15 protein-coding genes are annotated in these 24,939 nt (G+C 44.7%); 3 read left to right on the forward strand and 12 right to left on the reverse strand.

Going from position 1 to position 24,939, the window contains the following annotated elements:
• Positions 1 to 41 precede the first annotated feature (41 nt).
• A complete protein-coding gene (locus ABR189_RS27785; protein WP_354663787.1) occupies positions 42 to 1,043 on the reverse strand; it encodes a beta-ketoacyl-ACP synthase III in 1,002 nt (333 codons plus the stop codon).
• A 256-nt stretch (positions 1,044 to 1,299) separates the two neighbouring features.
• On the opposite strand from ABR189_RS27785, the gene ruvA reads away from it, so the two are divergent.
• Both ruvA and sov read left to right on the forward strand, forming a co-directional pair.
• Positions 1,300 to 1,887, forward strand: coding sequence for a Holliday junction branch migration protein RuvA (gene ruvA, locus ABR189_RS27790; RefSeq protein WP_354663788.1), 588 nt, complete (start codon positions 1,300 to 1,302; stop codon positions 1,885 to 1,887).
• A gap of 33 nt (positions 1,888 to 1,920) precedes the next feature.
• Entirely contained in the window at positions 1,921 to 9,186 is a 7,266-nt protein-coding gene (gene sov, locus ABR189_RS27795) for a T9SS outer membrane translocon Sov/SprA (RefSeq protein ID WP_354663789.1), read from the forward strand.
• Between the two features lie 122 nt (positions 9,187 to 9,308).
• Here sov and ABR189_RS27800 read toward each other — a convergent pair whose 3' ends face one another.
• The 8 genes from ABR189_RS27800 to dprA all read right to left on the reverse strand — a co-directional run bounded on the left by ABR189_RS27800 (position 9,309) and on the right by dprA (position 20,353).
• Positions 9,309 to 9,470 carry a hypothetical protein gene (locus tag ABR189_RS27800; protein ID WP_354663790.1) on the reverse strand — a complete coding sequence of 54 codons (162 nt, stop codon included), beginning with the start codon at positions 9,468 to 9,470 and terminating at the stop codon, positions 9,309 to 9,311.
• Positions 9,471 to 9,671: 201 nt separating this feature from the next.
• Positions 9,672 to 10,427: an SDR family NAD(P)-dependent oxidoreductase gene (locus ABR189_RS27805; protein ID WP_354663791.1), complete on the reverse strand. Its 756-nt coding sequence runs from the start codon at positions 10,425 to 10,427 to the stop codon at positions 9,672 to 9,674.
• Between the two features lie 30 nt (positions 10,428 to 10,457).
• The gene (locus tag ABR189_RS27810) at positions 10,458 to 12,383 is read right to left on the reverse strand and encodes a T9SS type B sorting domain-containing protein (RefSeq protein ID WP_354663792.1); all 1,926 of its coding nucleotides are present in this window, start codon (positions 12,381 to 12,383) and stop codon (positions 10,458 to 10,460) included.
• 64 nt (positions 12,384 to 12,447) lie between these two features.
• A complete protein-coding gene (locus tag ABR189_RS27815; protein ID WP_354663793.1) occupies positions 12,448 to 15,018 on the reverse strand; it encodes a T9SS type B sorting domain-containing protein in 2,571 nt (856 codons plus the stop codon).
• A 105-nt stretch (positions 15,019 to 15,123) separates the two neighbouring features.
• Complete coding sequence (locus tag ABR189_RS27820; protein WP_354663794.1) at positions 15,124 to 15,915, reverse strand: alpha/beta fold hydrolase; 792 nt, start codon at positions 15,913 to 15,915, stop codon at positions 15,124 to 15,126.
• A gap of 2 nt (positions 15,916 to 15,917) precedes the next feature.
• Complete coding sequence (gene lnt, locus ABR189_RS27825; RefSeq protein ID WP_354663795.1) at positions 15,918 to 17,510, reverse strand: apolipoprotein N-acyltransferase; 1,593 nt, start codon at positions 17,508 to 17,510, stop codon at positions 15,918 to 15,920.
• A 177-nt stretch (positions 17,511 to 17,687) separates the two neighbouring features.
• Positions 17,688 to 19,160: an IMP dehydrogenase gene (guaB, locus tag ABR189_RS27830; protein ID WP_354663796.1), complete on the reverse strand. Its 1,473-nt coding sequence runs from the start codon at positions 19,158 to 19,160 to the stop codon at positions 17,688 to 17,690.
• 89 nt (positions 19,161 to 19,249) lie between these two features.
• Complete coding sequence (gene dprA / locus ABR189_RS27835) at positions 19,250 to 20,353, reverse strand: DNA-processing protein DprA (protein ID WP_354663797.1); 1,104 nt, start codon at positions 20,351 to 20,353, stop codon at positions 19,250 to 19,252.
• 97 nt (positions 20,354 to 20,450) lie between these two features.
• On the opposite strand from dprA, the gene ABR189_RS27840 reads away from it, so the two are divergent.
• Positions 20,451 to 21,257, forward strand: a complete 807-nt coding sequence (locus tag ABR189_RS27840) for a 5'-nucleotidase, lipoprotein e(P4) family (RefSeq protein WP_354663798.1) — start codon at positions 20,451 to 20,453, stop codon at positions 21,255 to 21,257.
• 20 nt (positions 21,258 to 21,277) lie between these two features.
• Here ABR189_RS27840 and ABR189_RS27845 read toward each other — a convergent pair whose 3' ends face one another.
• The 3 genes from ABR189_RS27845 to folD form a co-directional block, all read right to left on the reverse strand.
• Complete coding sequence (locus ABR189_RS27845) at positions 21,278 to 23,173, reverse strand: OmpA family protein (RefSeq protein ID WP_354663799.1); 1,896 nt, start codon at positions 23,171 to 23,173, stop codon at positions 21,278 to 21,280.
• A 38-nt stretch (positions 23,174 to 23,211) separates the two neighbouring features.
• Positions 23,212 to 23,835 (reverse strand): 7-carboxy-7-deazaguanine synthase QueE, encoded by a 624-nt coding sequence (locus ABR189_RS27850; RefSeq protein ID WP_354663800.1) that lies wholly within the window; start codon positions 23,833 to 23,835, stop codon positions 23,212 to 23,214.
• A 78-nt stretch (positions 23,836 to 23,913) separates the two neighbouring features.
• Positions 23,914 to 24,801 (reverse strand): bifunctional methylenetetrahydrofolate dehydrogenase/methenyltetrahydrofolate cyclohydrolase FolD, encoded by an 888-nt coding sequence (folD, locus tag ABR189_RS27855; protein ID WP_354663801.1) that lies wholly within the window; start codon positions 24,799 to 24,801, stop codon positions 23,914 to 23,916.
• Positions 24,802 to 24,939 lie beyond the last annotated feature (138 nt).

Genomic DNA, 24,939 nt, shown 5'->3' on the forward strand with positions numbered 1-24,939 from the left:
TCCGGTTTGTGGGAAACCGGATCTTGTTTTATTGCTTTATTTTATTTGTCGCCGTCATAGGCCCATTTGATATAGCTGGCACCCCATGTAAAGCCGCCACCAAAAGCAGCTAACACCAGGTTGTCACCTTTTTTCAACTGTTTTTCATAGTCCCACAGGCACAGTGGAATAGTGCCGGCAGTAGTATTGCCATAACGTTGAATATTCATCATGATTTTTTCTTCCGGCAGCTCAATATACTGGGCAGTGGCACTGATAATACGTTTATTAGCCTGGTGAGGTACCAGCCAGGCAAGGTCAGCAGCCTGCAGTTGGTTGCGCTCCATTACATCTTTGGCAGCTCCTGCCATATTTGAAACGGCATATTTAAACACCATCTTACCTTCCTGGTATACAAAATGCTCCCGGTTAGATACTGTAGCAATAGTGGCTGGTTTTACAGACCCACCGGCTTTCATATGGAGGTATTCCCGTCCGTGGCCATCACTTTTCAGGATACTGTCTATCAAACCATACCCTTCGGTATTGGGTTCCAGCAATACACCGCCGCCGCCATCACCAAAAATAATGCAGGTGGTTCTATCGGTATAGTCAATAATAGAACTCATTTTATCGGCACCAATAACCATTACCTTTTTGTAACGGCCGCTTTCTATGAAGCGGGCACCTGTATCCAGGGCATATAAAAAGCCGGAGCATGCTGCACTGATATCGAAACCAAAGGCATTTTTTGCGCCAATTTTATCTGTTACCACATTGGCAGTAGAGGGGAAAGTCATGTCGGGGGTAACCGTTGCCACTATCAACAAATCGATCTCTTCGGGGCTGATACCTCTTTTTTTACAAATTTCCAGTGCTACTGGTACACATAGGTCGGAAGTTCCTTTGTTGTCGCCTTTTAATATCCTCCTTTCTGAAATCCCCGTACGGGTTAATATCCATTCGTCTGTTGTGTCTACTATTTTTTCTAATTCCTGGTTGGTCAGAACATAGTCGGGAACATATCCACCCACCGCCGTAATAGCGGCTGTAATTTTATTCATAAAAATGATATAATAGTTTAAAACGAGGCGTAAAAATACGACTTAAACGAATATTTCCTAAAAAACTAACATATGAGCCGGTCTGATCAGCGATAATAATACAAATGTGGCAAACTTTCCGCGGTTTTTCAGGTAGAAAAAATAAGACATCCATTTTATCCATTTTCCTATGTACCTGGGTATCCGGACAAAACATCCTTTGCTTATTTTCATATATCACGTAAGTTTGTTTAATTTACCGAACCTTTACCTTAGTATGATTGCGTACCTCAATGGAAAATTGGCTTATAAATCACCAGCGCTTGTGTATATAGATGTGCAGGGGGTGGGATATGAAGTGCAGATCAGTTTAAATACTTATTCCCGTATACAGGATCAGGAAAACTGCAAATTGTTAACCTACCTGCACATCAAAGAGGATGCGCATACTTTGTATGGATTTTTTGAAGAGGCTGAAAGGAGTTTATTTTTATTGCTTATTAGTGTATCAGGGATAGGAGCCAGCACTGCGCGAATGATGCTTTCTTCCCTTCAACCAGAAGATATCCAGCGGGCCATTATGATGGAAAATGACAAGATGCTGGAAAGTGTAAAAGGCATTGGCGCTAAAACTGCCAAGCGTATCATATTGGAACTCAAAGACAAAGTGGCAAAACAACGTGATTCTAATATACATTTATCTTCGAATGCAAACAATACAATTCAGGATGATGCGTTAAATGCTTTGGTAACTTTGGGGATAGCCCGTAATATGGCAGAACAGGCTATCCAAAAGGTACTGAAGGCCGAGCCATTATTGCATGATCTGGAAGGGCTGATTAAGAAAGCCCTTAAAAGCTTATAAATTTATGAACAGACCTCTATAAACCTATTTCGCTTGGCAAGAAAGACATATTACGGTGCTTTTGCAGTAATAGGAGTTGTATCTTTTATCTTTGTTAACACCGCCGCTGGAACCCGCTCCGGGTATAATTATGTAAACAGTGTAAGTTGGGGGCGGGATACCATTATTAAAGATACTGCCGCAAAAAAGGATACCTTGAAATTCCCTATTCGGGACAGACGGGGCACAAGTGTCACCGATCCTGCAAAGAATGTGATGGACCTGAAGGACCCTGCTAATATCACCAAATCAGTAGAATACGACCCCGTTACGAAACAATATACCGTTACCGAAAAGATAGGTGACCAATATTACCGTAATCCTACCTATTTAAGTTTTGATGAATACTACAGATTACAGGCTAAACAAAGTGAAGAAAATTATTGGTTAAAAAGAGCAGGTGCGCTGGGCAATCTTAATCAGAAAGGCAGCGGACCCAGTATGTATTATGGCAGCAGCCTGTTTGACAGGGTGTTTGGGGGCAGCAAAGTAGATATCCGCCCCCAGGGAAACCTGGACCTCACCTTCGGCTATGAAGGGCAGAATATTAAAAATCCCGTGCTGGTAGAGCAAGCCCGTAAAAACGGCAACTTCCTCTTCGACATGAACATTAATATGAACGTAACGGGTAAGATCGGGGAAAAGCTAAAGCTGATTACCAACTATAATACCCAGTCTACGTTCGACTTTGAAAACCAGGTAAAACTGGAATATACCGGCTATAAAGATGAAATTATCCAGAAAATTGAGGCGGGTAATGTGAGCTTTCCGCTGCGCAGCTCTCTGATATCAGGTATTCAATCCCTGTTCGGGGTAAAAACACAGTTGCAATTCGGACGGCTTACCATCACCAGTGTACTCTCTAACCAAAAGTCGCAGAAGCAGAACCTGATGCTGAAAGGAGGTACCCAGGTGCAGGACTTTAATCTTCAGGCAGATGAATATGAAGATAACCGGCACTTTCTGTTAGCGCAGTTTTTCCGGGACACGTTTAACTATGCCATGGCCAACCTGCCCATTATCCGGTCATTATCCAATATTAACCGGATTGAGGTATGGGTGACCAATAAAACAGGGGCTACCACCCAGGCACGTGATGTGGTAGGTTTGATGGACCTCGGGGAGTACGCGCCTTTTAATCCGGATATCAAGTTACTGACTACCTCTCACTTGCCCAATAACGCTACCAACGACCTGTACAGCAACCTGGCCCGTGATGCGGGCGGGCGTAATACGGGAACCGTTATCAGCCGTTTGCTGGCATTGGGCCTTAAACCTGTGCAGGAATTTGAAAAGACATTTGCCCGTAAACTCGATTCTACCGAGTATACCTTCAACCGGCAACTGGGCTTCTTATCCCTCAACCAGCAGTTACAACCCGATGAAGTGCTGGCAGTGGCCTTCCAATATACTTATAATGGCAGGGTGTACCAGGTAGGGGAATTTTCGCAGGATGTTCCGCCAGATCCCAACAATAGTGTGAACCAACGGATCCTCTTTCTCAAATTGCTGAAAGCTACTTCTGCCCGTCCCGGCTTACCCATCTGGGACCTGATGATGAAAAACATTTATGCAACAGGCGCTTTCCAGGTAAACCGGCAGGATTTTAAACTGGATGTGTATTATAAGGATCCAGGCGGTAAAGATCCCATAGGCACAAACCGCCAACCCAGTGATAAACGTTACCTGCCCGATGCCAAAGGCGATTTTGCAGGTGCGCCTATTATCACGATCCTCAACCTGGACAGGTTGAATAACCAGAACGACCCCCAACCTGATGGGGTGTTTGACTATGTAGACGGTTATACTATCAATTCCCAGACCGGTAAAATTATGTTCCCCCAACTGGAACCTTTTGCGGATGGATTGAAAAAAGCCTTTGCCGGAGATGTGGGACTGGAAAAACAGTATCTCTATAAAGTATTGTACGATTCGATAAAAGTAGTAGCACAACAGTTTCCGCAATTGAACCGCTATGTTATCCGTGGGTCCTATAAGTCCAGCAATTCTTCGGAAATAATGCTGGGAGGCTATAATATTCCGCCTGGCTCCGTAATCGTTACTGCCGGCGGGCAGCAACTCCGTGAAAATGTAGACTACATCATCGATTACAACCTCGGCAGGCTTAAAATCATTAACGGAGGCGTACTGAATTCCGGTGTGCCTATCAATGTACAGTTTGAAAATAATGCCCTCTTCGGACAGCAGGTGCGTAATTATTTTGGTACCCGCATGGACTATGTGGTGAATGATAAGCTGAGTATTGGAGGAACCATGGTACGGATGAGCGAACGCCCCTACTACCAGAAAGTGAACTATGGGGAAGACCCTATTAAAAATACGATGCTGGGATTGGATGTGAACTATGCTTCTGAGTGGAAAGGACTTACCCGCTTCCTGGATAAATTACCTAACTATAGTACTAGCGCTCCTTCCAATGTCAATTTTACCGGAGAGGTAGCCAAGCTGATTCCGGGACACAGCAAGCTCATCAATGCACCGGGCAGCAGGCAGGGGCAGGTATATATTGATGATTTTGAAGGTTCCAAAAGCGGATATGATCTGAAATTCCCGGCTACCAACTGGGCTTTGGCCTCTACCCCTAAAGATGCTACGGATGCAAACGGTACGGTGCTATTTCCGGAGGCTGATCTCAGTAATAACCTGGCCTATGGCAGGAACCGTGGTGCTTTGTCATGGTATATCATTGAGCCTACTTTACAGATTCCCAACTCGCCAGCTCTCCCCGCAGGGATTGATAAGGACCAGCAGTCTGATCCCAGGGTGCGTCTGGTATACCAGCGGGAAGTATTTAAAAACAGGTCTACCGATTTTGGGCAGAGCCAGCTGAGTACACTGGATCTGGCTTATTATCCAAGAGAAAGAGGACCATACAATTTTACTGCCGGTGCCGACACTATTGGTGCAGATGGCTACTTTAAAAATCCCAGAACAAAATGGGGTGGTATTATGAGAGCCATTGACAATAGTGATTTTGAAACTTCCAATATTGAATATATCGAGTTCTGGATACAGGATCCGTTCATCACCAATCCTACCAGTACAGGCGGGCAGTTATATTTTAATCTGGGTAATGTATCGGAGGATATCCTGAAGGATTCCCGTAAGTATTTTGAAAACGGGATGCCGGATCCACGTCAGAGCCCTAATATGTTGGACTCCTCCAATTGGGGACGCATACCTAAGTTCCAGCAGCAGATCACACAGGCCTTCGATAATGATCCTAACATCCGTCGCTATCAGGATGTAGGGTATGACGGATTGAACAGTGAAGATGAAAGAGCTTTCCATGCTGACTATCTGCAAAGGCTGCGTAATAATTTTGGAGAAGCCTCCATGATTTACCAGGCAGCAATAGCGGATCCTTCCAATGACGATTACCGCCATTACCGGGATGCAGCATATGATAGGGTTCGTGCCACCATTCTGCAACGGTATAAAAGATATAGTAATCCGGAAGGCAACTCTCCGGTGTCGGATACTAAATCTCAGTTCTCTTCCGCCGCTACCAATGTGCCGGAATCTGAAGACCTGAACAGGGATGGTACGTTGAATGAAACGGAAGAATACTTCCAGTACCGGGTACATCTGACACCAAATATGCAGGTCGGTACTAATTTCCTGGTAGATAAAATTACAGCAGATGTAGACTTGCCGAATGGGAATAAAACGCAGGAAATCTGGTATCAGTTTAAGGTGCCGGTAAATGAATATGACCGTAAAATCGGAAATATCCCGGATTTTAAATCCGTACGTTTCATGCGTATGTTCCTGACTGGATTCCAGGATTCGGTAGTACTCCGTTTTGCAAAACTGGAACTGGTACGTAACCAATGGCGCCGTTACCTGTATGAACTGCGTCCGGGAGATCCTGTTCCGGTAGATAATTCTACTACCTTTAATTCTACTGCGGTAAATATTGAGGAAAACTCTTCCCGTCAGCCTATTCCATATGTACTGCCTCCGGGCGTATTAAGGCAGAATACAATCAGTACAAATAATACTACCCTGCAACTGAATGAGCAGTCTTTATCCGTACAGGTTTGTAATCTGAAAGATGGCGAAACAAGAGCCTTATATAAAAATACCAATATTGACCTGCGCCAGTATAAGAAAATGCAGATGTTCATTCACGCGGAAGCGATGCAGAATGAGAATGCTTTGGAAGATGGGCAGATCCGGGCTGTAATACGGGTAGGTAGTGATTTTGTGGCCAACTATTATGAATACCAGATACCACTGAAGAAAACCAATTGGAGAGCTACCAACGAGCGGGATATATGGCCGGAAAAGAATGAGATGGAACTGATCCTGAACAGGCTAAGCCAGCTGAAACAAGTACGTAACATGTGCGATACCTGTTCGCCGGTATTACCTTATCCTGCCAATCCGGTGCCGGATGAGTTTGGCAACTTTATGACGGTAATGGGTAATCCTAGTTTGGGAGATGTGCGTAGTGTGATGATTGGTGTTACCAACCCTAAGAATGACGGGATGCCTAAATGTGCGGAAGTGTGGTTTGATGAGCTGCGTCTGACTGATCTGGATGAAAAGGGTGGATATGCGGCATTGGGAAGAGTAGATATCCAACTGGCCGACCTGGGTACGATTTCAGCGTCGGGAAGTATGCATACCGCAGGTTTCGGGAATATTGACCAGCGGGTAAATGAGCGGTTCCGGGACAACTTCACCCAATATGATGTGGCCGCTAACCTGGACCTGGGTAAACTGTTGCCCAAACAGGCAGCCATTTCCATACCGGTATATGCAGGGTACTCCCAGGCAGTGAGCAATCCGGAGTATGACCCTTACGACCTGGATATTAAGCTGAAAGATAAACTAAGCCTTGCGCGGAACAAAGCTGAAAAAGATTCTATCCGTAGAGATGCGCAGGACTTTACTTCTATCAAGAGCCTCAACTTCACCAATGTACGAAAGTTGAATGTAGGCAAATCCAAAAACAAGCTGTGGGATATTGAGAACTTTGACCTGAGCTATTCATTCTCCCAAATAAACAGACATAATCCATTGATCGAAAATGACCTGTTGACCAGGCACCGCGGAGGTTTGGGGTATAACTATTCAGGACAAAGTAAATACCTGGAGCCATTTAAAAAGCTGTTTAAAACGAAGAGCAAATGGGTAGACCTGATCCGCGATTTTAATGTCAACTATGTACCAACACTGATCAGCTTCCGTGCGGATGTAACCCGTCAGTTTGGTGCTACCAGGATCAGGAATGTAGGGGGAGATGGTAATTTCAAACTGCCGGAAACCTATGACAAGTACTTCACTTTTGACCGTTACTATGGCCTTAAATGGGATCTTACCCGCAGTCTCACTATTGATTTTAATGCGGTGAATAATGCGCGCGTGGATGAGCCCAACGGGCGTATTAATACAAAGGAAAAGAAGGATTCTGTACGTAGTAACTTCTTTAAATTAGGCCGTACCACCAATTATTTCCATTCAGCCAATGTAACCTATACATTGCCTACCGGTAAATTCCCTTTACTGAGCTGGACTAATATAGCAGTGGGCTACAGCACGGAATACCGGTGGACAGGCGCTTCACGGCTGGCCCTGTATCTGGGTAATGCTATTGAGAATACCCAGCAGAAAACATTGACAGCAGAACTTAAATTCTCTGAACTGTATAACCGCTCAAAATTCTTGCGGCAGATCAATACCAATAAGCCGATGGCCGTTAAACAGCCGCAGAATAACAATGCGGGCGCCAATAACAAGCCTGCTGCACCACCGCCTGCCAGTCCGGGCAGCGATGATATTTCACCGGTATTAAAAGCGGTGATGAAACCATTACTTTCCATCAAACGTATTGGGATCAACTACACTGAAAATGCAGGTACCCGTTTGCCAGGCTATATAGATAGTACAAAGGTGTTGGGGATGAACTGGGCATCTATGGCGCCTGGTCTTAACTTTGTATTTGGATATCAGCCGGACAAAAAATGGATGGACAACTTCGCAAAGAAAGGATTGGTTACACCGGATACCCTGTTTAATATTCAGTACCAACAGCAGTTTACCCAAAGGCTGGATGCCCAGGCACAACTGGAACCAGTGGCCGATCTGCGTATTGACCTGAACATTACGAAGTCGTTTACCAAAACGCATACAGAGCTATTCAAAAACTTATCAGATGAAGGCTTCAAACATCTCAGTCCTTATGATGCCGGAGGTTTTGAAATCACTTATGTAGCGATCAAAACCATTTTTGGTAAAATAGATGCGGAAAACGGGATTTCCAGTACGTTTAAGGATTTTGAAAAGTATCGTACCACTATTTCTCAAAGGTTGGGGGCAGCTAATCCATACAACAAGGATCCCGGTACACCTTATAGTGATCCTAATGATCCGGCTTACAGGTACGGTTATGGCAGATATGCGCAGGATGTAATCATCCCGGCTTTCCTGGCGGCGTACACTGGTAAAAGCCCGGAAAATATCGGTTTGCTGAAACAAAGCAACAGCAATGTGCGGAGTAATCCATTCAGTAATTTTATACCTAAGCCTAACTGGCGGGTAACTTATAATGGATTAACCAAGCTGGAGCCGTTCCGTAGCATCCTGACCAATTTCACGCTTACGCATGCGTATGTAGGTAGTTTGTCTATGAACTCTTATAATACTGCTTTGTTCTATGAAGATCCCCGTTTGACAGGTTATCCTGGTTTTGTGGATTCTTCCTCCGGCAGCTTTAACTATGTACCTTACTTCCTGGTGCCTAACCTGTCTATTACAGAGTCTTTCTCTCCGTTGATAGGTGCAGATATGACCTTTACAAATAGTCTGAACCTGCGACTGGAATTCAAGAAAAGCCGGTCATTGGCACTGAGCCTGATCGACTATCAGTTGAGTGAATTACGCTCCAGCGAAATAGTACTGGGCTGCGGATACCGGATCAGGGGATTAGCCTTACCATTTGCGATCGGAAAAGATGGCGGCAAGAAATTGCAGAATGACCTGAATTTTAGGCTGGATATGAGCTTTAGGGATGATAAAACGGTCAATAACCGGTTGGATGCCGACCTGGTAATTCCTACCAGCGGGCAAAAAGTAGTAGGTATTGCACCATCTATTGATTATGTGGTGAACAACCGGCTAAACCTGCGCTTCTTCTACGACCGCAGGCAAACTATCCCGGTTATTTCTACCGCATATCCTATTACAAGCACCAGAGGAGGTATAACCCTGAGGTTTGTATTGTCACAATAATGATTGTATCAAAAGGAATTATATATAAAAAATCCCGGCTGTTAGCAGCCGGGATTTTTTATATAGCTATGTTACTAAATACAACAGCCAGGTAGTGCATGTACCTGGCTGTTATATTTTTATCAACTGTAGCCCAAGGAATAACCTTTCTCGTCCACCCAATCTTTTCGCATGGCCCAGCGACCATAATTGTTCCTGCGGGATTTGTCGAAATAAAAGCGCCATTGTTCTTTCCACCTGGGATAGTACAGGCGTAGCATGTAAATTGTTGCAAATGTAAGCATAGGGATATGGTTAGGAATTAAGGATAGTACGGCATAGTAAATTCAGATAAAAAGGTAATTATTTCATAGGCACCTCAACATGTAACACTTCATTCGTCGGCAATAAGATTTGCAATTTACGCATAGGGTGCAGACTGCAAATCTAATATAAATTATTCCAAATATAGTTAAAAAACATAAACTATAAATAACATAATCGTGTTAATTTTTATCGGTATAATAGGCGTTAGCTTGTTGTAAGGGGGTGATTACCAGGTCGTTTATACAAACATGAGCAGGTAAGGTGCTGCAGTAATAAATGACATCCGCTACATCCTGCGCAGTTAAAGGGGTGAAGCCTTTATACACATCTGCCGCTTTGCCGGTATCTCCTTTAAACCGGACTACGGAGAATTCGGTTTCTGCCGCTCCGGGATGTACTGCTGTAACCTTGATACGGTGTGGAAGCAGATCTATACGCATGCCTTGCGAGATAGCATCCACGGCTGCTTTGGTAGCGCAATACACATTTCCTTTAGCATATACATGTTTGGCCGCTGTGGAGCCCAGGTTAATAATATGTCCTTTTTTGCGGGGCTTCATCCATGGCATCACCATGCGTGATACATACAATAGGCCTTTTACATTTGTATCGATCATGGTATTCCAATCGGCTGTACTGCCTTCATCGATGGTGCTTAATCCCAGGGCCAGCCCGGCATTATTAACCAGGATATCCACCTCTTTCCATGATGCGGGTATGTTTTCAAGTGTTTGTTTTACGGCCAGTTCATCTCTGACGTCAAAATCAAGTGATAATACTTTTATGGCATATTCTTTTTCCAGTGATGCCTGGAGTTCCGCCAGTTTTTCTTTTCTGCGTCCGGTAATAATGACATCATATCCTTTTGCTGCAAAAGTAGTAGCGCAAGCTTTGCCAAAACCGGCAGTAGCGCCGGTAATTAAAACAATTCCCATGAGTATATTATTTGAGCCTGATTCAACATTTTACCGCACCAAAGTTACCGAGCCTTTTCGGGAAATTGGCTGCCCTTTAAAATCTTTTCCCTCCAGTATCCACATATAGGTGTCTATAGGTGCCGGACGTCCATTCAGTGTACCGTTCCAACCAGTACGGAAATCGGTAGAGGAGTAGACTTCCTGTCCCCAGCGGTTAAAAATGCGGAAATAACGGTATTCAACAATACCTACGGGTATAAAACGGAAATAATCATTGACCCCATCTCCATTGGGGCTAAAGGCATTGGGGATATACATTTCAGGACCGGTGTAATATTTTATGTTGATCGTATCGTAGTCAACACATCCCTGCTGGTTTGATACCTTTAAAGCATATTGGATATCCTTTTGCCAATTCACTACCGGATCTGGAATACTGCTGCTGCTAAGCCCATCAGGCGGCCACCAGGTATAGAAATCACCACCACTGGCATGGAGAGGCAATAGCTCACCTTTACTAAGTATGGTATCGTTCCCGGCAAAGGCGTTTACTTCATAAATCCGGACATTATGTGTAATTGATTTTGCGCAGGTTTTATCTGTTTCGAGGGATAGGGTGACTGTATAAACAGCTCCTTTATCATAAGTATAATCCAGGCTTCTGGTAGCAGGGCGGAATGTAGTGTCATTGAGTAATCCCAGGTCCCAGGTTCTTTTAGTGATCTGGCCATATCTGTAAGAGGAAGTATCTTCAAAATGTATCGGTAAGCCTTTGCATAAGCCCGTAGTAACAAAACCTGCTTTAAGGCCAGGATAATTGTGTACTATGCCGGTGGTACTATCCCTACAGGGAAGGGTAGGATTAATCACCAGTTTGACCTCATAGCGGCCGGTATCCGGATACTGATGTTGAAAAACAGTTTTATCATAAGTGATGGTATCGGTGCCATCTCCAAAGGTCCAGTAATAAGCAGAAGTGAACCCTGCATTACTGTAGTTGGGAATAGACACATCCAATGCCTCACTTTCAGTACAATTGCTCAGGACGGAAGGAAAGCTGGCCTTAATATCAGTCTGACAATTAAACACGGTCAGCAATATATCCTTACTATGGGTACCGATTAACTGTTTGGTAATGCGGTCATATTCATTTACGCAAACGGTTACCACAAATTTACCTGACCGGGTAGGCGTACCGGCAATAATACCTGCCTGAGAAATACTTATTTGTGGCTGTCCGCCCATCGGGTTGGCACCGGAATATGGAGGAATGTAGTCTACCAGGCTGTTATATGGTGGAGGAGTGTTTAAATTGCTTTCATCGCGGGAGGTACCTCCTGTCAGTGCCTGGCAGAGATGGTAGGTGAGGCTGTCGCCATCCTGATCAAAAGCCGCATAACTATATTGAAAGGGCATATTGGAGCAGATAACAATAGCAGCATCTTTATTGAAATAAGCGCTGTTATTGTTGGGCCTGCTTTCTGTACCAGGGATGCGGGTATAAAAGGTAGAACCTTCCTGTTCCGAATTGTAAATATTGGCAAGCTTTTCTCCTCTGCAGCAACGCTGATAAGTTACGTAATACCCATTGGGGATAGGAGGAAGCTCAATTTCAACCTGGTAAAAGGCAACTTCCAGGTGTTGGGTTTGTGGCGCCAGGCAAGGATTTTTCAGGGTATCTCTTAATGGAAGGGTGTAACTGATACTAAGCATTACGGGGGCCCCTACTCTCATACCTGAAGCGGTGTAAATGCTAATGGGAATGGGGTTTTCAAATCTGTCCAGGCAGCCCTGGCGTTCGCCGCAGGTAAAGTCTGCATCGCGATATAGTTTGAGGGTAATCAGGTAGCGGTAATAGCCTCCGGTAGTAGTGCCAATGGTTTGATAATAAATTTCTCCTCCAATTATATGGTACCCTGCTGCAAGCTGATAAAACAAGCAACAGCATAAAGTGATGAGGATAACCTTATTCATGTAAAGATGGCAATGACCCTTACTGAATTTAACGAAAAAAAGCCACTTGAGAAAATAAATTTGCTTATTTGACGAGTGTAACAGTTCCCTTTCTCAGGACGGTTTCCCCCTTTATATTTTCACCCTGTACTACCCAGGCATAAGTGCCTACATTGGCGGGTTTACCATTTACGGTACCATCCCATCCCTTCATGTATTCTGTAGTCGAAAACATAAGTTTTCCCCAGCGGTCAAATACCCGGAAGAAGTCCATTCGTACGATTCCTACCGGTAATGGCCGGAACTTATCATTCAACCCATCACCGTTGGGGGAGAAAGCGGTGGGAATATAGATTTCGGGGCCTGTCATAAACCGAAGGTGGATATCATCTGTGCCTTTGCAGCCTTCTACTGTATAGGCGGTGAGCCGGTAAGTAAAATCCTTATTAATGGTAGTAACAGGATCCGGAATAGTGCTGCTGTTTAACCCATCTGCAGGCGTCCAGGTATAGCTTGCCCCACCTGTAGCATGTAGCTGAAAAGGCTGATTTTTTATCACAATAGTGTCGTTACCAGCAAAGGCAGGTACTGGAGGTACTACACTTACTTTTATATCATCACTTACTTCTTTAGGACAACCCAGATCATCCGTTACTATAACTGTGTAAACGGTAGTGTCTTTAGGCCGGGCAGGGGTGCTGGCACGGGTAGGACCTTCTATGTTTATGTTAGGTGTCCACCGGTAATGGGAACCACCGGTGGCATGTAAAATGACAGCATCTCCATAACAGATAGTTGTATCATTTCCTGCAAAGGCTTTGGGAGGATCCACGACTTTAAGTATGATAAAATCACTTGCCTTACAGGTACCCAGGGTTACGGCTATTTCGTAAGTATTGCTGGGTGGAGCAGGGGTAACTGTAAGATTTGGGGTAGTACCTATTTCAGTATTGGTGGTCAGATCGCGCCAACTGTAGGCATAGTTATCACCACCATCACTCACTGCCCGGAGCGATATGGGATCACCTGTACATACCGTACTATCAGCAGCAGTAGATACATGAATGGCATCGCGTACATCGATGTGAATAGTATGGCTATTAATACAACTTTGCACATCAGTATAGGTAACTGTATAATCAATATCATTTTGAGGCCTCACAGTAGGAGTGGGGGTATTGGCCCCGGTAATAGCTGTATTAGGAGTCCAGCTATAAGAGCCGCCCGGTTGTGAACTCTCTGCTTTTAACTGTAATATATCATTTTTACAAAGCAGGGTATCATTGGTAGTAAAAAGCGGAGGCTTGTCGTATACACTGATCGGTTTGGTAATGGTGCGTTCACATCCTTTTACGGTGCGCATAAACAGCTGCACGGTATAAGTACCTGGCTGTGCATATTGAAAAGTTGGATTTATGGAAAGGGAAGTGTCATTGGTGAGATTAGTATCGCCAAAATCCCACCGGTAATAATCCATTGCATCAACCCCATTGTTGGTAACAGACCTGTCGGTAAAACGGGTAAGCTTTTGAATACACAGTCCGTCAAAAGAAAAGTCCGGACGTAAAAGCGGATATACGTAGGCGGTAGCCATAGCACTATCCCCGCAACTGCTGGTACTATCTACAAAAAGTTTTACTGTATAGGTGCCGGGCTGTGCATAAGTATGTGGAATCACATCCTGGCTGGTAGTAACCAGGCGGGTCCCATCTCCGAAATGCCAGCGATATTCTTTTCCCGGTGTACTGTTATTAGCAAAGTTGATGGTATAGCTATCGCAGTCGGCATATTTTTCCGGCATAGCTGCTACTACCTGTTTGATACAGTTGGTTACATTTACATGAAAGTCTTTACGATGTATATTGATGACTTTATTATTCCGGTATTCAGTTACACACACTGTTACCACATATTTTCCCGAAGGGGGCGCTTTACCTGAAATAATACCGGTATTTTTATCAATCACCACATCAGGTCCTAATGGGCTGCCACCACTATAAGGGGGAATGTATTTTACATTGCTATAGTTAGGTGCAATGGCTGCCGGAGGAATATTAGTTTCGGTGGGAGTTGTTTGTCCGCCGGAATAGGCATCGCAGAAGGAATATTCCAGGCGGTCACCATCTTTATCTTTAGCAGAAAAGTCGTACGTGAAGTTTTTTCCTGCACATACTAATACCGCTTCATCTTTCGCAAAAACGGCGCTGCTGTTTCCCGGCACGCTATTGTTGGTACCCGGAAGTTCAGTAAAATAGGTAGCACCTGTCCCAGGATATAAGGGATCGTTAGGTCGTGCTTCATCTACAATATTGACCATGAAATTATCCCGGCAGCAGCTCTGAAAAGCAACAATATATCCTTCCGCATTCGATGCTACTGAAATATCAGCTTCATAGGTGCCGATCTGGAAGCAGATGCTGGGAGGGTTTACAATACAGGGATCCACTTGTCCGAGTTCTCTTACTTCTTTGCTACTGCGTGATCTCAGATAAGGGGAGCCTGGTGCATGCTGATAAGTAGCTTTGTCGAAAACAGAGAAGTAGATCTTTTCAGGTAGTTCTGCAACCCGCTCTCCCGTACCGCAGATACGGTAAAGCTTTAGGGTAACTTTATACTCGTAATTATTACCATTCATTCTCAAAAAGGTGTAAGACATTTGCCCTCCGATAATATGCGAGGCTTGTGCTAATGTAGCACCTGCTAAACACCATATGAGAAGGATAAGCTGTTTCACGTTGGTTGAAAAATGGCGGATTAATAATTAACGTTGACAAAAATTAACAAACTGTTGTACAGCTGCATTACTTTCTTCAAATGCTTCCCACATACCCATATGTCCTACTTCTTCAAAAATATAAATACTGCTTACAGCTGGTAAAGTTACTTGTGGCAGTATACTATCTATAGGGATGGCATTATCATCTTTCCCAATAATAAATAATACCGGCACCTGTAAAGACTGTAGTACAGTTTTACGATCAGGGCGTTGTATCATGGCTTCATAATAAGCAATCAGGCTTTCCTGTTTGCATTGCATGCCCATTTTTATGTAGGCTTCCACACGCTCCGGCTGCCGGCTTTTGAAGGCGGGGCTGAACATATTGGGAAGTGTTTGGCGCAAAAATGTTTCACTGCCGTATTGCTGCATCATCTTTATTGATTTTAGCCTGGCTGTTTTCTTTTCTTCACTGTCGGCAGCAGCAGTGGAGTGAAACAGCCCCAGGCCTTTTAACAGCTGTGGGTATTTCTCTGCAAATGCTAATGCTACATAGGCGCCCATCGAGTGACCTATCATCACTACTTCGTTAATATTTTCGGCTAACAGGATGGCATGTATGTAATCTGCCATGGTATCCATAGTAAGCGGCGTTGTTAACGGAGCTTTCCCGCTACCGGGCAGGTCTGGTATGATCACCTTAAAATGCGCCTTTAAGAAAGCCTGCTGATGTTCCCAAACATAACTGTTTTCAGGAAAACCATGCAGCAGCATTACTGCCGGGCCTTGTCCATCTATCTGGTAGGCGATATGCGGGTTGCCGGATTCTTTCCACATGGTTACTGTTTGTTGTAAATAAATCGTGAAATAATGGCGTAAACAATCAACAATATACAAAATATCAGTGCTCCTCTGGAAATTAGATCGCCGTACCTGACATAGAACGTAAAATCAGTGCTGGTTGTTACAGTTGCTTTCATAACCGCTTCCTGCCAGTAAGGTTGGGGATCATGTATATTGCCTTGTGGATCAATAAAAGCAGAAATACCGGTATTGGCGCTGCGGGCTACCCATCGCCGGGTTTCAATAGCGCGGAGGCGGGCATATTGCAGATGTTGTTTGTGTCCTGCGGTATTTCCCCACCAGCCATCATTGGTGAGGATGACGAGCAGATTGGCCCCGTTACGCACGTGCGCTGCCACATATTCGCTGTATACGGATTCATAACAGATAGTTGGAAAAACTTTAATCTGTTTGACTGGATCCGTAAAAAGAGATACACCAGGTTCCCGGCCATAGCTGCCGGTTATCCCGCCAAAATCCAATGCCAGGCTGCCCATAAATTTCAGATAGCGCATATAGGGTACCAGCTCTACTCCAGGAACGAGCTTGTATTTATGATAGATCTGTATACTTTGTGAGGTATCTATTTGTAATGCGGTATTATAAGGATCATAGAAGGTGCCATCCTCCAATTGCCTGGCTAATGGTGGTACTTCATCCAGATAGCGTTTAACGGTAACAGCCCCTGTAATAAGTTTGGCCTGTGGATACTTTCTCAGCATTTCTCTAATGGCAATCACCTCACTTTGTGAGTTGAGTTGTTCTTCCCAGGCGCCATGTGGAAACAGGGCTGTTTCCGGCCAGATGATATAACTGGTCGTACTATCCAGTTTTTGTGCCGTCAGCTTCAGGAATTTGGCCAGTTGTTCCTGTACCGTACCGGATGTGAATTTTTCATCATAGGGGTCAATATTGGGCTGCACTACCACTACAGAAATATTGGTGCCGGAGTTTTTGGGAGCGGGGATCAGCATGCTGACCAGCATAGGTAAAAGGATGATGGCCAGCGGCTTCCACGCCTCTTTTACTAATACGGTTTTAAGTGGGAGAGTGGTCTGTTTATATTTTTGCCAGATACCGTAAATAGTAATGTTACTAAGTAATATCCAAAGGCTTCCCCCGCTGGTACCGGTATATTCATACCATTGTATCCATCCGGGATGAGTAGCAAATACATTACCCAGTGTAAGCCAGGGCCAGCTGAGCTCCCATTGCTGATGGATATATTCAAACGTTAACCAGCATACGATAAATGAAAAATACCTCAAAGAGCTTCCCCATTTCTTAGGCGTACTTTTATAAGCCATCCAGGGAATACTCATCAGTAGTGCATTAAAGACGTTGGCAGCTACTCCGCTGGCTGGTACTGTAGTATTACCTACCCACCAGGTTGTGATCACATTCCATATCAGTAATGAAAGCAACAGCAGGCCAAAATAACCACTGCGGTTTTGCTGCAGGTCAGTGAGTGCGAGCAAAGGCACAAACGCAAAGAAAATAAGTGGTGTGAAAGGAAGCATGGGCCATGCTGCTCCTAAAAGCAGTCCGCTACACACACAAAGCAGTAAGGGGGTAAATTTCCGAGACATGCTGTTAGCCATATGGATCATTCAATAGTGTTCAAAAATAAGGCTTTATGTGTGGAATGTGGTATGCAGTATGTTGTTTATGCGTTATGACTATACCCGCTAAAAGAAGGAGCGCTTAATATTTCCTGCGGCCTGGCAGGAAGTATTAAGCGCTCCCGGGAAATTTATGTTAATAAATTATCTGCTGTAATTAGGTGCTTCCTTGGTGATCACCACATCATGCGGGTGATTTTCTCTTTCGGTAGCAGCGGTAATTTTCACAAATTGTGCAGCTTGTAATGTTTTTACATCTTTTGCACCGCATAAGCCCATTCCGGCACGTAATCCACCTACAAACTGCTGTACTATTTCTGACAGCATGCCTTTATAAGGAACACGGCCTACGATGCCTTCAGGTACCAGTTTTTTAATATCATCTTCATCCTGGAAGTAACGGTCTTTGCTACCTTCCTGCATGGCTTCAATAGAGCCCATCCCACGGTAGGATTTAAATTTACGTCCTTCGTAGATGATGGTTTCTCCGGGGCTTTCTTCCACACCTGCAAAAATGGATCCTGCCATAATGCAGGAAGCACCTGCAGCTAATGCTTTTACCATATCGCCGGTATAGCGGATACCGCCATCAGCAATGACCGGGATACCTGATTTTTTGAGCGCATCAGCAGCAGCCATAATAGCAGACAGTTGCGGGAATCCGGCACCGGTTACAACGCGGGTAGTACAGATAGAACCAGGTCCTACCCCTACTTTTACTGCATCAGCGCCAGCGGCTGCCAATGCCAGTGCACCTTCGGCAGTAGCAATGTTGCCTGCTATCACCTGTAACTTAGGGAATGCTTTCTTCAGCTTTTTCAGGCTGTTGAGTACTGCAATAGAATGACCATGGGAGCTATCCAGGCAAACAACATCCACACCTACGTGGATAAGGGCCTGTGCGCGGTCCAGCAAGTCGGGGGTAATGCCCAGTGCAGCTCCGGCCAGTAAGCGTCCGAATTCGTCTTTTATGCCATTAGGATAACTGGTTAGCTGCAGGATATCGCGATAGGTAATTAATCCTACCAGTTTACCTTGTTTGCTTACCACGGGGAGTTTTTCGATCTTATATTGCTGGAGTATTTTTTCTGCTTTCTTAAGGTCTGTTCCTTCCGGAGCGGTAATGAGCTTTTCTTTCGTCATTACTTCGCTTACCAGCCTTTTGGTATTTCTTTCAAAGCGGAGGTCGCGGTTGGTGAGGATACCCACCAGTTTTTTAGCTTCATCTATAATGGGAATACCACCGATACCATTTTCCTTCATCAGTTTCAGTGCCTGACCGATGGTAGCATCGGCCTGGAGCGTTACGGGGTCCATGATCATGCCGCTTTCGCTACGTTTCACCCTTCTCACCATCTCAGCCTGCCGTTCAATGCTCATGTTTTTATGCAGGATGCCTATACCGCCTTCTCTCGCAAGCGCAATGGCCAGATTGGCTTCTGTAACAGTATCCATGGCGGCAGACACCATTGGAATGTTCAATCTTATGTTCTTGGTTAATTGCGTGGAGATGTTTACTTCCTTAGGTAGTACTTCTGAGTAGGCTGGAACTAAGAGTACATCATCGAATGTAAGTCCTTCAGCTACAAATTTCGGTTTTGATTTTCCCGCAGGCATGATGCAACTATTTGTCAGTTAAAAAATAATTGCATGCAAATTTACATTTATTTACCCAATAAATAACAAAGAAAGATTTCGTGATGGGGTTAAACCAGCTGGAATACCTGCCCAGGAAGGCTTTTAATTATACTTTGCATTTGCAGCTGTAATAGCACGGTAGCTACCTGGCTATTGGAAAGGTTACTTTGCCGGAATATTTCATCTATATGCTTGGGTTCCCTGTTCTGGATAATGTTGACCACTTCCTGTTCCGCTTTACTGAAATTTGTAAACAACGGACGTTGCAATACGGGCGGAGGAGATGAGGCCGCTGATTGCCAGCCCATTACTTCCAGGAGGTCTCCAGCGCCAGTAATCAGCATGGCGCGGTTGGTTTTGATCAGGTCATTGCACCCTGCTGCCTGAGGGTCGCTGATCCTGCCGGGAAAAGTGAACACATCCCGGTTATAGCTGTTGGCAATATCGGCTGTGATAAGGGAGCCACCACGCAACCTGCTTTCTATCACGATAGTGGCATCACTGATGCCTGCTACAATACGGTTACGCTTAGGGAAATTTTGTTTGTCAGGATTGGTACCACTGATAAAATCAGTCAGGAGGCCGCCATTTTCCAGCATCTCTAGTGCGGTGGCTTTATGGGTAGCCGGATAAATGCGGTCCAGGCCATGGGCTAATACGCCCACTGTAGCAAGTTGGTGCTGCATGGCGGCTTTATGGGCAATAATATCAATACCATAAGCCATTCCGCTTACAATAGTGATATTATAGGGGGCCAGGTCTGCAACGAGCTGTTCACATATTTTCCTGCCCGCTTCGGAAGGCTGACGCGTACCTACTATATTAATGATGCGGGAAGTATTGAAATCCGTTTGGCCTTTAAAATAAAGCAGTACGGGGCTGTCATAGCAATGACGTAACCGCTGCGGATAAGCCGTTGAGGTATAAAAAAGCGGTTGTATCCTGTATTTTTCAATAAAAGCTATTTCCTTTTCTATGCGGGCATAGTCCTGGAAACGCTTGATGGCGGCAGCCCGGATACTTCCTACCTCTTCAATTTTCTCCAGCTGATGTTTTTTGGCGTTAAAAATGTCACTGGCACAGCCAAAATGATCTAACAACTTTTTTGCAATGATATCTCCTACCTGGGAAATCTGGGTCAACGCGATTTGGTGCATTAATTCCTGGGGCATAAAAACTTCCTATTTTTGGGTATTCCAATTTACGATTTTCCTCTGGGGTTTCCCAAACAGTAGCGGTGTTTTTTCTCATTCTCAAATTGATAAATGTATGAGCATTAAATGGTTATGGATAGGTATAGTGATGGTAGGAGCAACGGCCTGCAAAACAATGCAACCTGTTAAAGAGCAGTCACCACATACCTGGCTGATACCATCCGGTCCGGCATGGGCAGCGCTCTGGCAGCAACAAGCGGCAGAATATAAGGCATTGTGTTTTCAGGCATACCAGCTGGCAGCATTGCGGTTGGATCAGTATCTGCTGCATAAAGGAAGTAAACCCCTGGCGATTGTAACGGATATAGATGAGACCATACTGGATAACAGTCCTTATAACGTGCATCAGGCTTTAAAAGGGGAGGGCTACACAGAGAAAACCTGGATGGAATGGACGGCAAAAGCGGTAGCAGATACAGTACCAGGTGCATTAACTTTTCTTAAATATGCAGCCTCCAGAGGCGTACATGTTTTTTATATCACCAACCGTGTGGAAGCCGAACGGGCAGCTACCCTTGAAAACCTTCGTCATTGGCAGTTTCCTGATGCGGATGACGCCCATTTATTGCTGAAAACCACCACTTCCGGTAAGGAAGCGCGCCGGCAACAGGTATTACAAACACATGATATTGTGTTGCTTATGGGGGATAATCTCAGTGATTTTGCGGCTATTTTTGACAAAAAACCTTATGAAGAAAGAGCCAGTGCCGCTAAAAATGCAGCGGCTGACTTTGGCAGCAGGTTTATAGTGTTACCTAATCCCATGTATGGTGATTGGGAAGGCGCCTTGTATAATTTTCAATACAATTTAAGTGTACCCCGCAAGGATTCCATCTTAAAAAGCAGGTTAAAGAATTACTAGTTGCTGAAAGCAAGTGTTGTTTATAAGCTGATCACTTTAAATGCGGTGCGCCTGTTTTGTGCGCGTCCTTCTTCTGTTTCATTTCCTGCCAGCGGTTGGGTTTCGCCATAGCCGTGCGCAGTGAGACGGCCAGCTGCTATTCCTTTTTCTGTCAGGTAGTTAACTACTGCTTTGGCCCTGTTTTCTGAAAGCAGCAGGTTATCTTTATCGCTTCCTACATTATCCGTATGGCCACTGATTTCTATTTTCATGGTAGGATTTTCCTTTAGCAGGCGGATGAGTTTTTCCAGTTCTGAAACAGAAGACGGCTTCAGTGCATATGCTTTTGAATCAAAGAAGATGTTGTGTAAAACAACACTGGCATTGGCTTCAATAGGCTGTAAAGGAATGTTTTTTTCAAAAGGTGTTTCCGGGTTTTTATCCTTCAGGGAAAAGTTATCTGAGTAGAACAGATAACCGCTTTTATTTACATTAAAAGCATAGTCTTTTCCTACAGGCAGAGGTACCAGGAAGTTGCCTTGCGGATCACTTTTTACTGTGCTCACAGTCAGTCCGTTCTGAAGATCGGTCAGCTCAATATTTGCAGGTATCCGTCCATTGGTTTTTACATCATACACATAGCCTTTTACATACAAGGTTTGTAATGGTCTGGCTGCATCATACAATTCAAAACTGTATATATCCAGTGCTCCCCGGCTGTCGGCACGATCGGAGGCAAAGTAGGCGGTTTTACCATTAGCCGCCACGATCATACTCGCATCTTCATCAATGGTATTGATGGGATAACCCAGATTTACAGCCGGCCCCCAGCTGCCATCGGGCTGCCGGCGGGAGTAAAAAAGATCCATGCCCCCAAATCCGGGGTGGGTATCAGATGCAAAGTAGAGGGTTTGATTATCTGCATGAATGAAGGGGGTGGTTTCTCTGCCGGGTGTATTGATGTTCGGGCCTAATCTTTCAGGCTCACTCCATTTTCCATTGGGTTGGTAATGGCTCATAAAGATATCAGCCCCATTATCTGCTGTTTCCCGGACAAAGTAAAGCGTTTGTTTATCCGGAGAAAGGCAGGGCTGTGATTCCCAGGCACGTGTATTAATAGGCGCACCTATGTTTTGTGGTTCCTGCCATCCGTCTTTCGTTTTCAGTGCATAGTAAATATCACAGCTGCCAAATCCGCGGGGGAACTCACATCCGGTAAATACGAGCATGGTACCATCCTGGGAAATATTTTGTGCACCTTCATTAAAAGCAGTATTGATGGGTTCTCCCATATCTGTTGCCGGGAGCCATCCGGAGCTGTCGCGTTGCGACAGAAAAAAGTCTTCGTTCCTGCCATTTACGCGGCGGGTAAAAACCAGGGTATTGCCATCAATGGTGATAGAAGGAAAGTATTCCGGATCCTTGCTATTGATGGCATTACCTAAGTTATGTGGCTGAAAGGGCACCTGGGTGGCGGCTGCTTTTACGGCAAATTCATAGTTGCTTTTTAGTTTGTCGGCCACAGGATTTTTCCGCTTGGTAGTTTGCAGATAGGTATTAATTAACTGCAATGCACCTGCGAAATTTCCTGTACCGGCCATTGCCCGGCAATAGGATAGCATGGCTGGTTTTAATGCTGTGGTATCCAGTTGTTTAAGTTTTTCAAAATATTGCACTGCCTCCGGATACTTTTTTAGTTGTACACAGGTAATTCCCAGCTGGCCATAGGCATCTACAAAATTAGGCGCGATAGTAATGGCTGCCTGCAGGTAGCGGACTGCTTCTTCCATCTGGTAGTTGCCGATAGCAGTTACAGCATTATCGAAGCTGGCTTTAGCTTTTTTAGGAGCGTTATCATAAGTGACCACCTGTGCCCGCATATGCAGGCATGATAACAGGCAACCGGTCAATAACAGGGCAAGTTTGTTCATAGTCATACAGTCCTTGCCAAAATAACGAAATAAAGCGCAGACTATTATGGCACGTGTATGTACTTATGTATCTGGAGAGAAAGTTCCCATTGGGGATTTTCCTTGATGTAATCGATGATAAGTGGGGTAATTTCAGCCGCACGATCCCATTCGGGTTGGAGATATAGTTTACAATGTTTGTTTGCCTGTGCGGCATATTTTTCTGCCCAGGCAAAGTCAGACTTGTTGAAGATCACCACTTTCAGTTCATGCGCCTGCTTGCAGATGTCGGGCAGGGGGGCTTTGAATTTTTTTGGAGATAGGGTAATCCAGTCCCAGCTACCACTTAATGGAGAAGAACCGGATGTTTCCATATGCGTTTGGAATCCTTTCTTATGCAGGGATTTGCATAAAGTATCGAGGTTGTGCATAAGGGGTTCACCACCGGTAATCACAGCAATACGCCCTGGATAAGCAGCAGCTTCACTTACGATTTCTTCCACCGGAATCACGGGATGTTTGCTGGCATCCCAGCTATCTTTCACATCGCACCAGTGGCAGCCTACATCACAGCCGGCCAGCCGTATAAAATATGCTGCTTTGCCCTGGTGAAAACCTTCTCCCTGTATGGTATAGAAGCTTTCCATCACTGGCAGGGTACCTGCTGTATATGTTGTTAAAGTTGTCATTTCACACAAAGTTCACAAAAAAACACCGCAATACGAGATCCGGGTTTTGTACCCGCAGCTTGTATTGCGGATGATTTTTTAATTCATATTCACTTTCTGGCCTATAGCTGCGTGATAGGTATTTTTCAATAGTGCTGCTATCGTCATTGGGCCTACACCACCTGGTACCGGGGTGATAAAGCTACATTTGGGCGCTACTTCATCAAATTTTACATCTCCCAGGAGGCGGAATCCGCTTTTCTTGCTAGCATCAGCTACACGGTTAATACCCACATCCACTATCACGGCTCCTTCCTTTACCATATCGGCGGTAACAAAATTGGGCTTACCTATAGCAGCCACAATAATATCTGCCTGCAGGCAAATCTCTTTCAGATTAGTGGTTTGTGAATGGCAAAGCGTAACGGTACAATTGCCGGGATTGGCACTGCGGCTTAATAATATACTTACCGGAGTACCTACTATGTGGCTGCGGCCTATTACCACTGCATGTTTACCTTTGGTAGGTATCTGGTAATGTTCCAGCAGCAGCATAATACCATAGGGGGTAGCAGGAACGAAAGTAGGCAGGCCACTCACCATTTTTCCTACGTTCATGGGATGAAAACCATCTACATCTTTGCTGGGATCAATGGTGTTGATCACCAATTCTTCGTTGATATGCTTTGGCAGGGGCAATTGTACCAATATGCCGTCTACGTCTGCATTTTCGTTCAGCATGGTAATATGATCCAACAGATGCTTTTCAGAGATCTGTTCATCAAAGCGCAGTAAGGTAGAATTATAGCCGATTTCCGCACAGGATTTCACCTTTGAAGCCACGTAGGTTTCGCTTGCACCGTTATTACCTACCAGGATAGCTGCCAGATGGGGTGTTTTTTTTCCAGCGGCCTTTAATTCAGCCACTTTTGTAGCTAATTGGGCTTTAATAGCCTCAGAAACTAGTTTACCGTCTAAAATTTGCATGTGCAAAGGTAAGAATAAATGCTTGATTTGAGAGGGGAAAAGGGAGCTAAGTATATAATTACAGATAATAATTGTATCGGCTGTATGATCAGCAATCAGGGGGATAATTGTATAAAGCCGGGATGGGGGAAGACTCCG

The organism is Chitinophaga sp. H8 (genome assembly GCF_040567655.1).
Lineage (GTDB): Bacteria > Bacteroidota > Bacteroidia > Chitinophagales > Chitinophagaceae > Chitinophaga > Chitinophaga defluvii.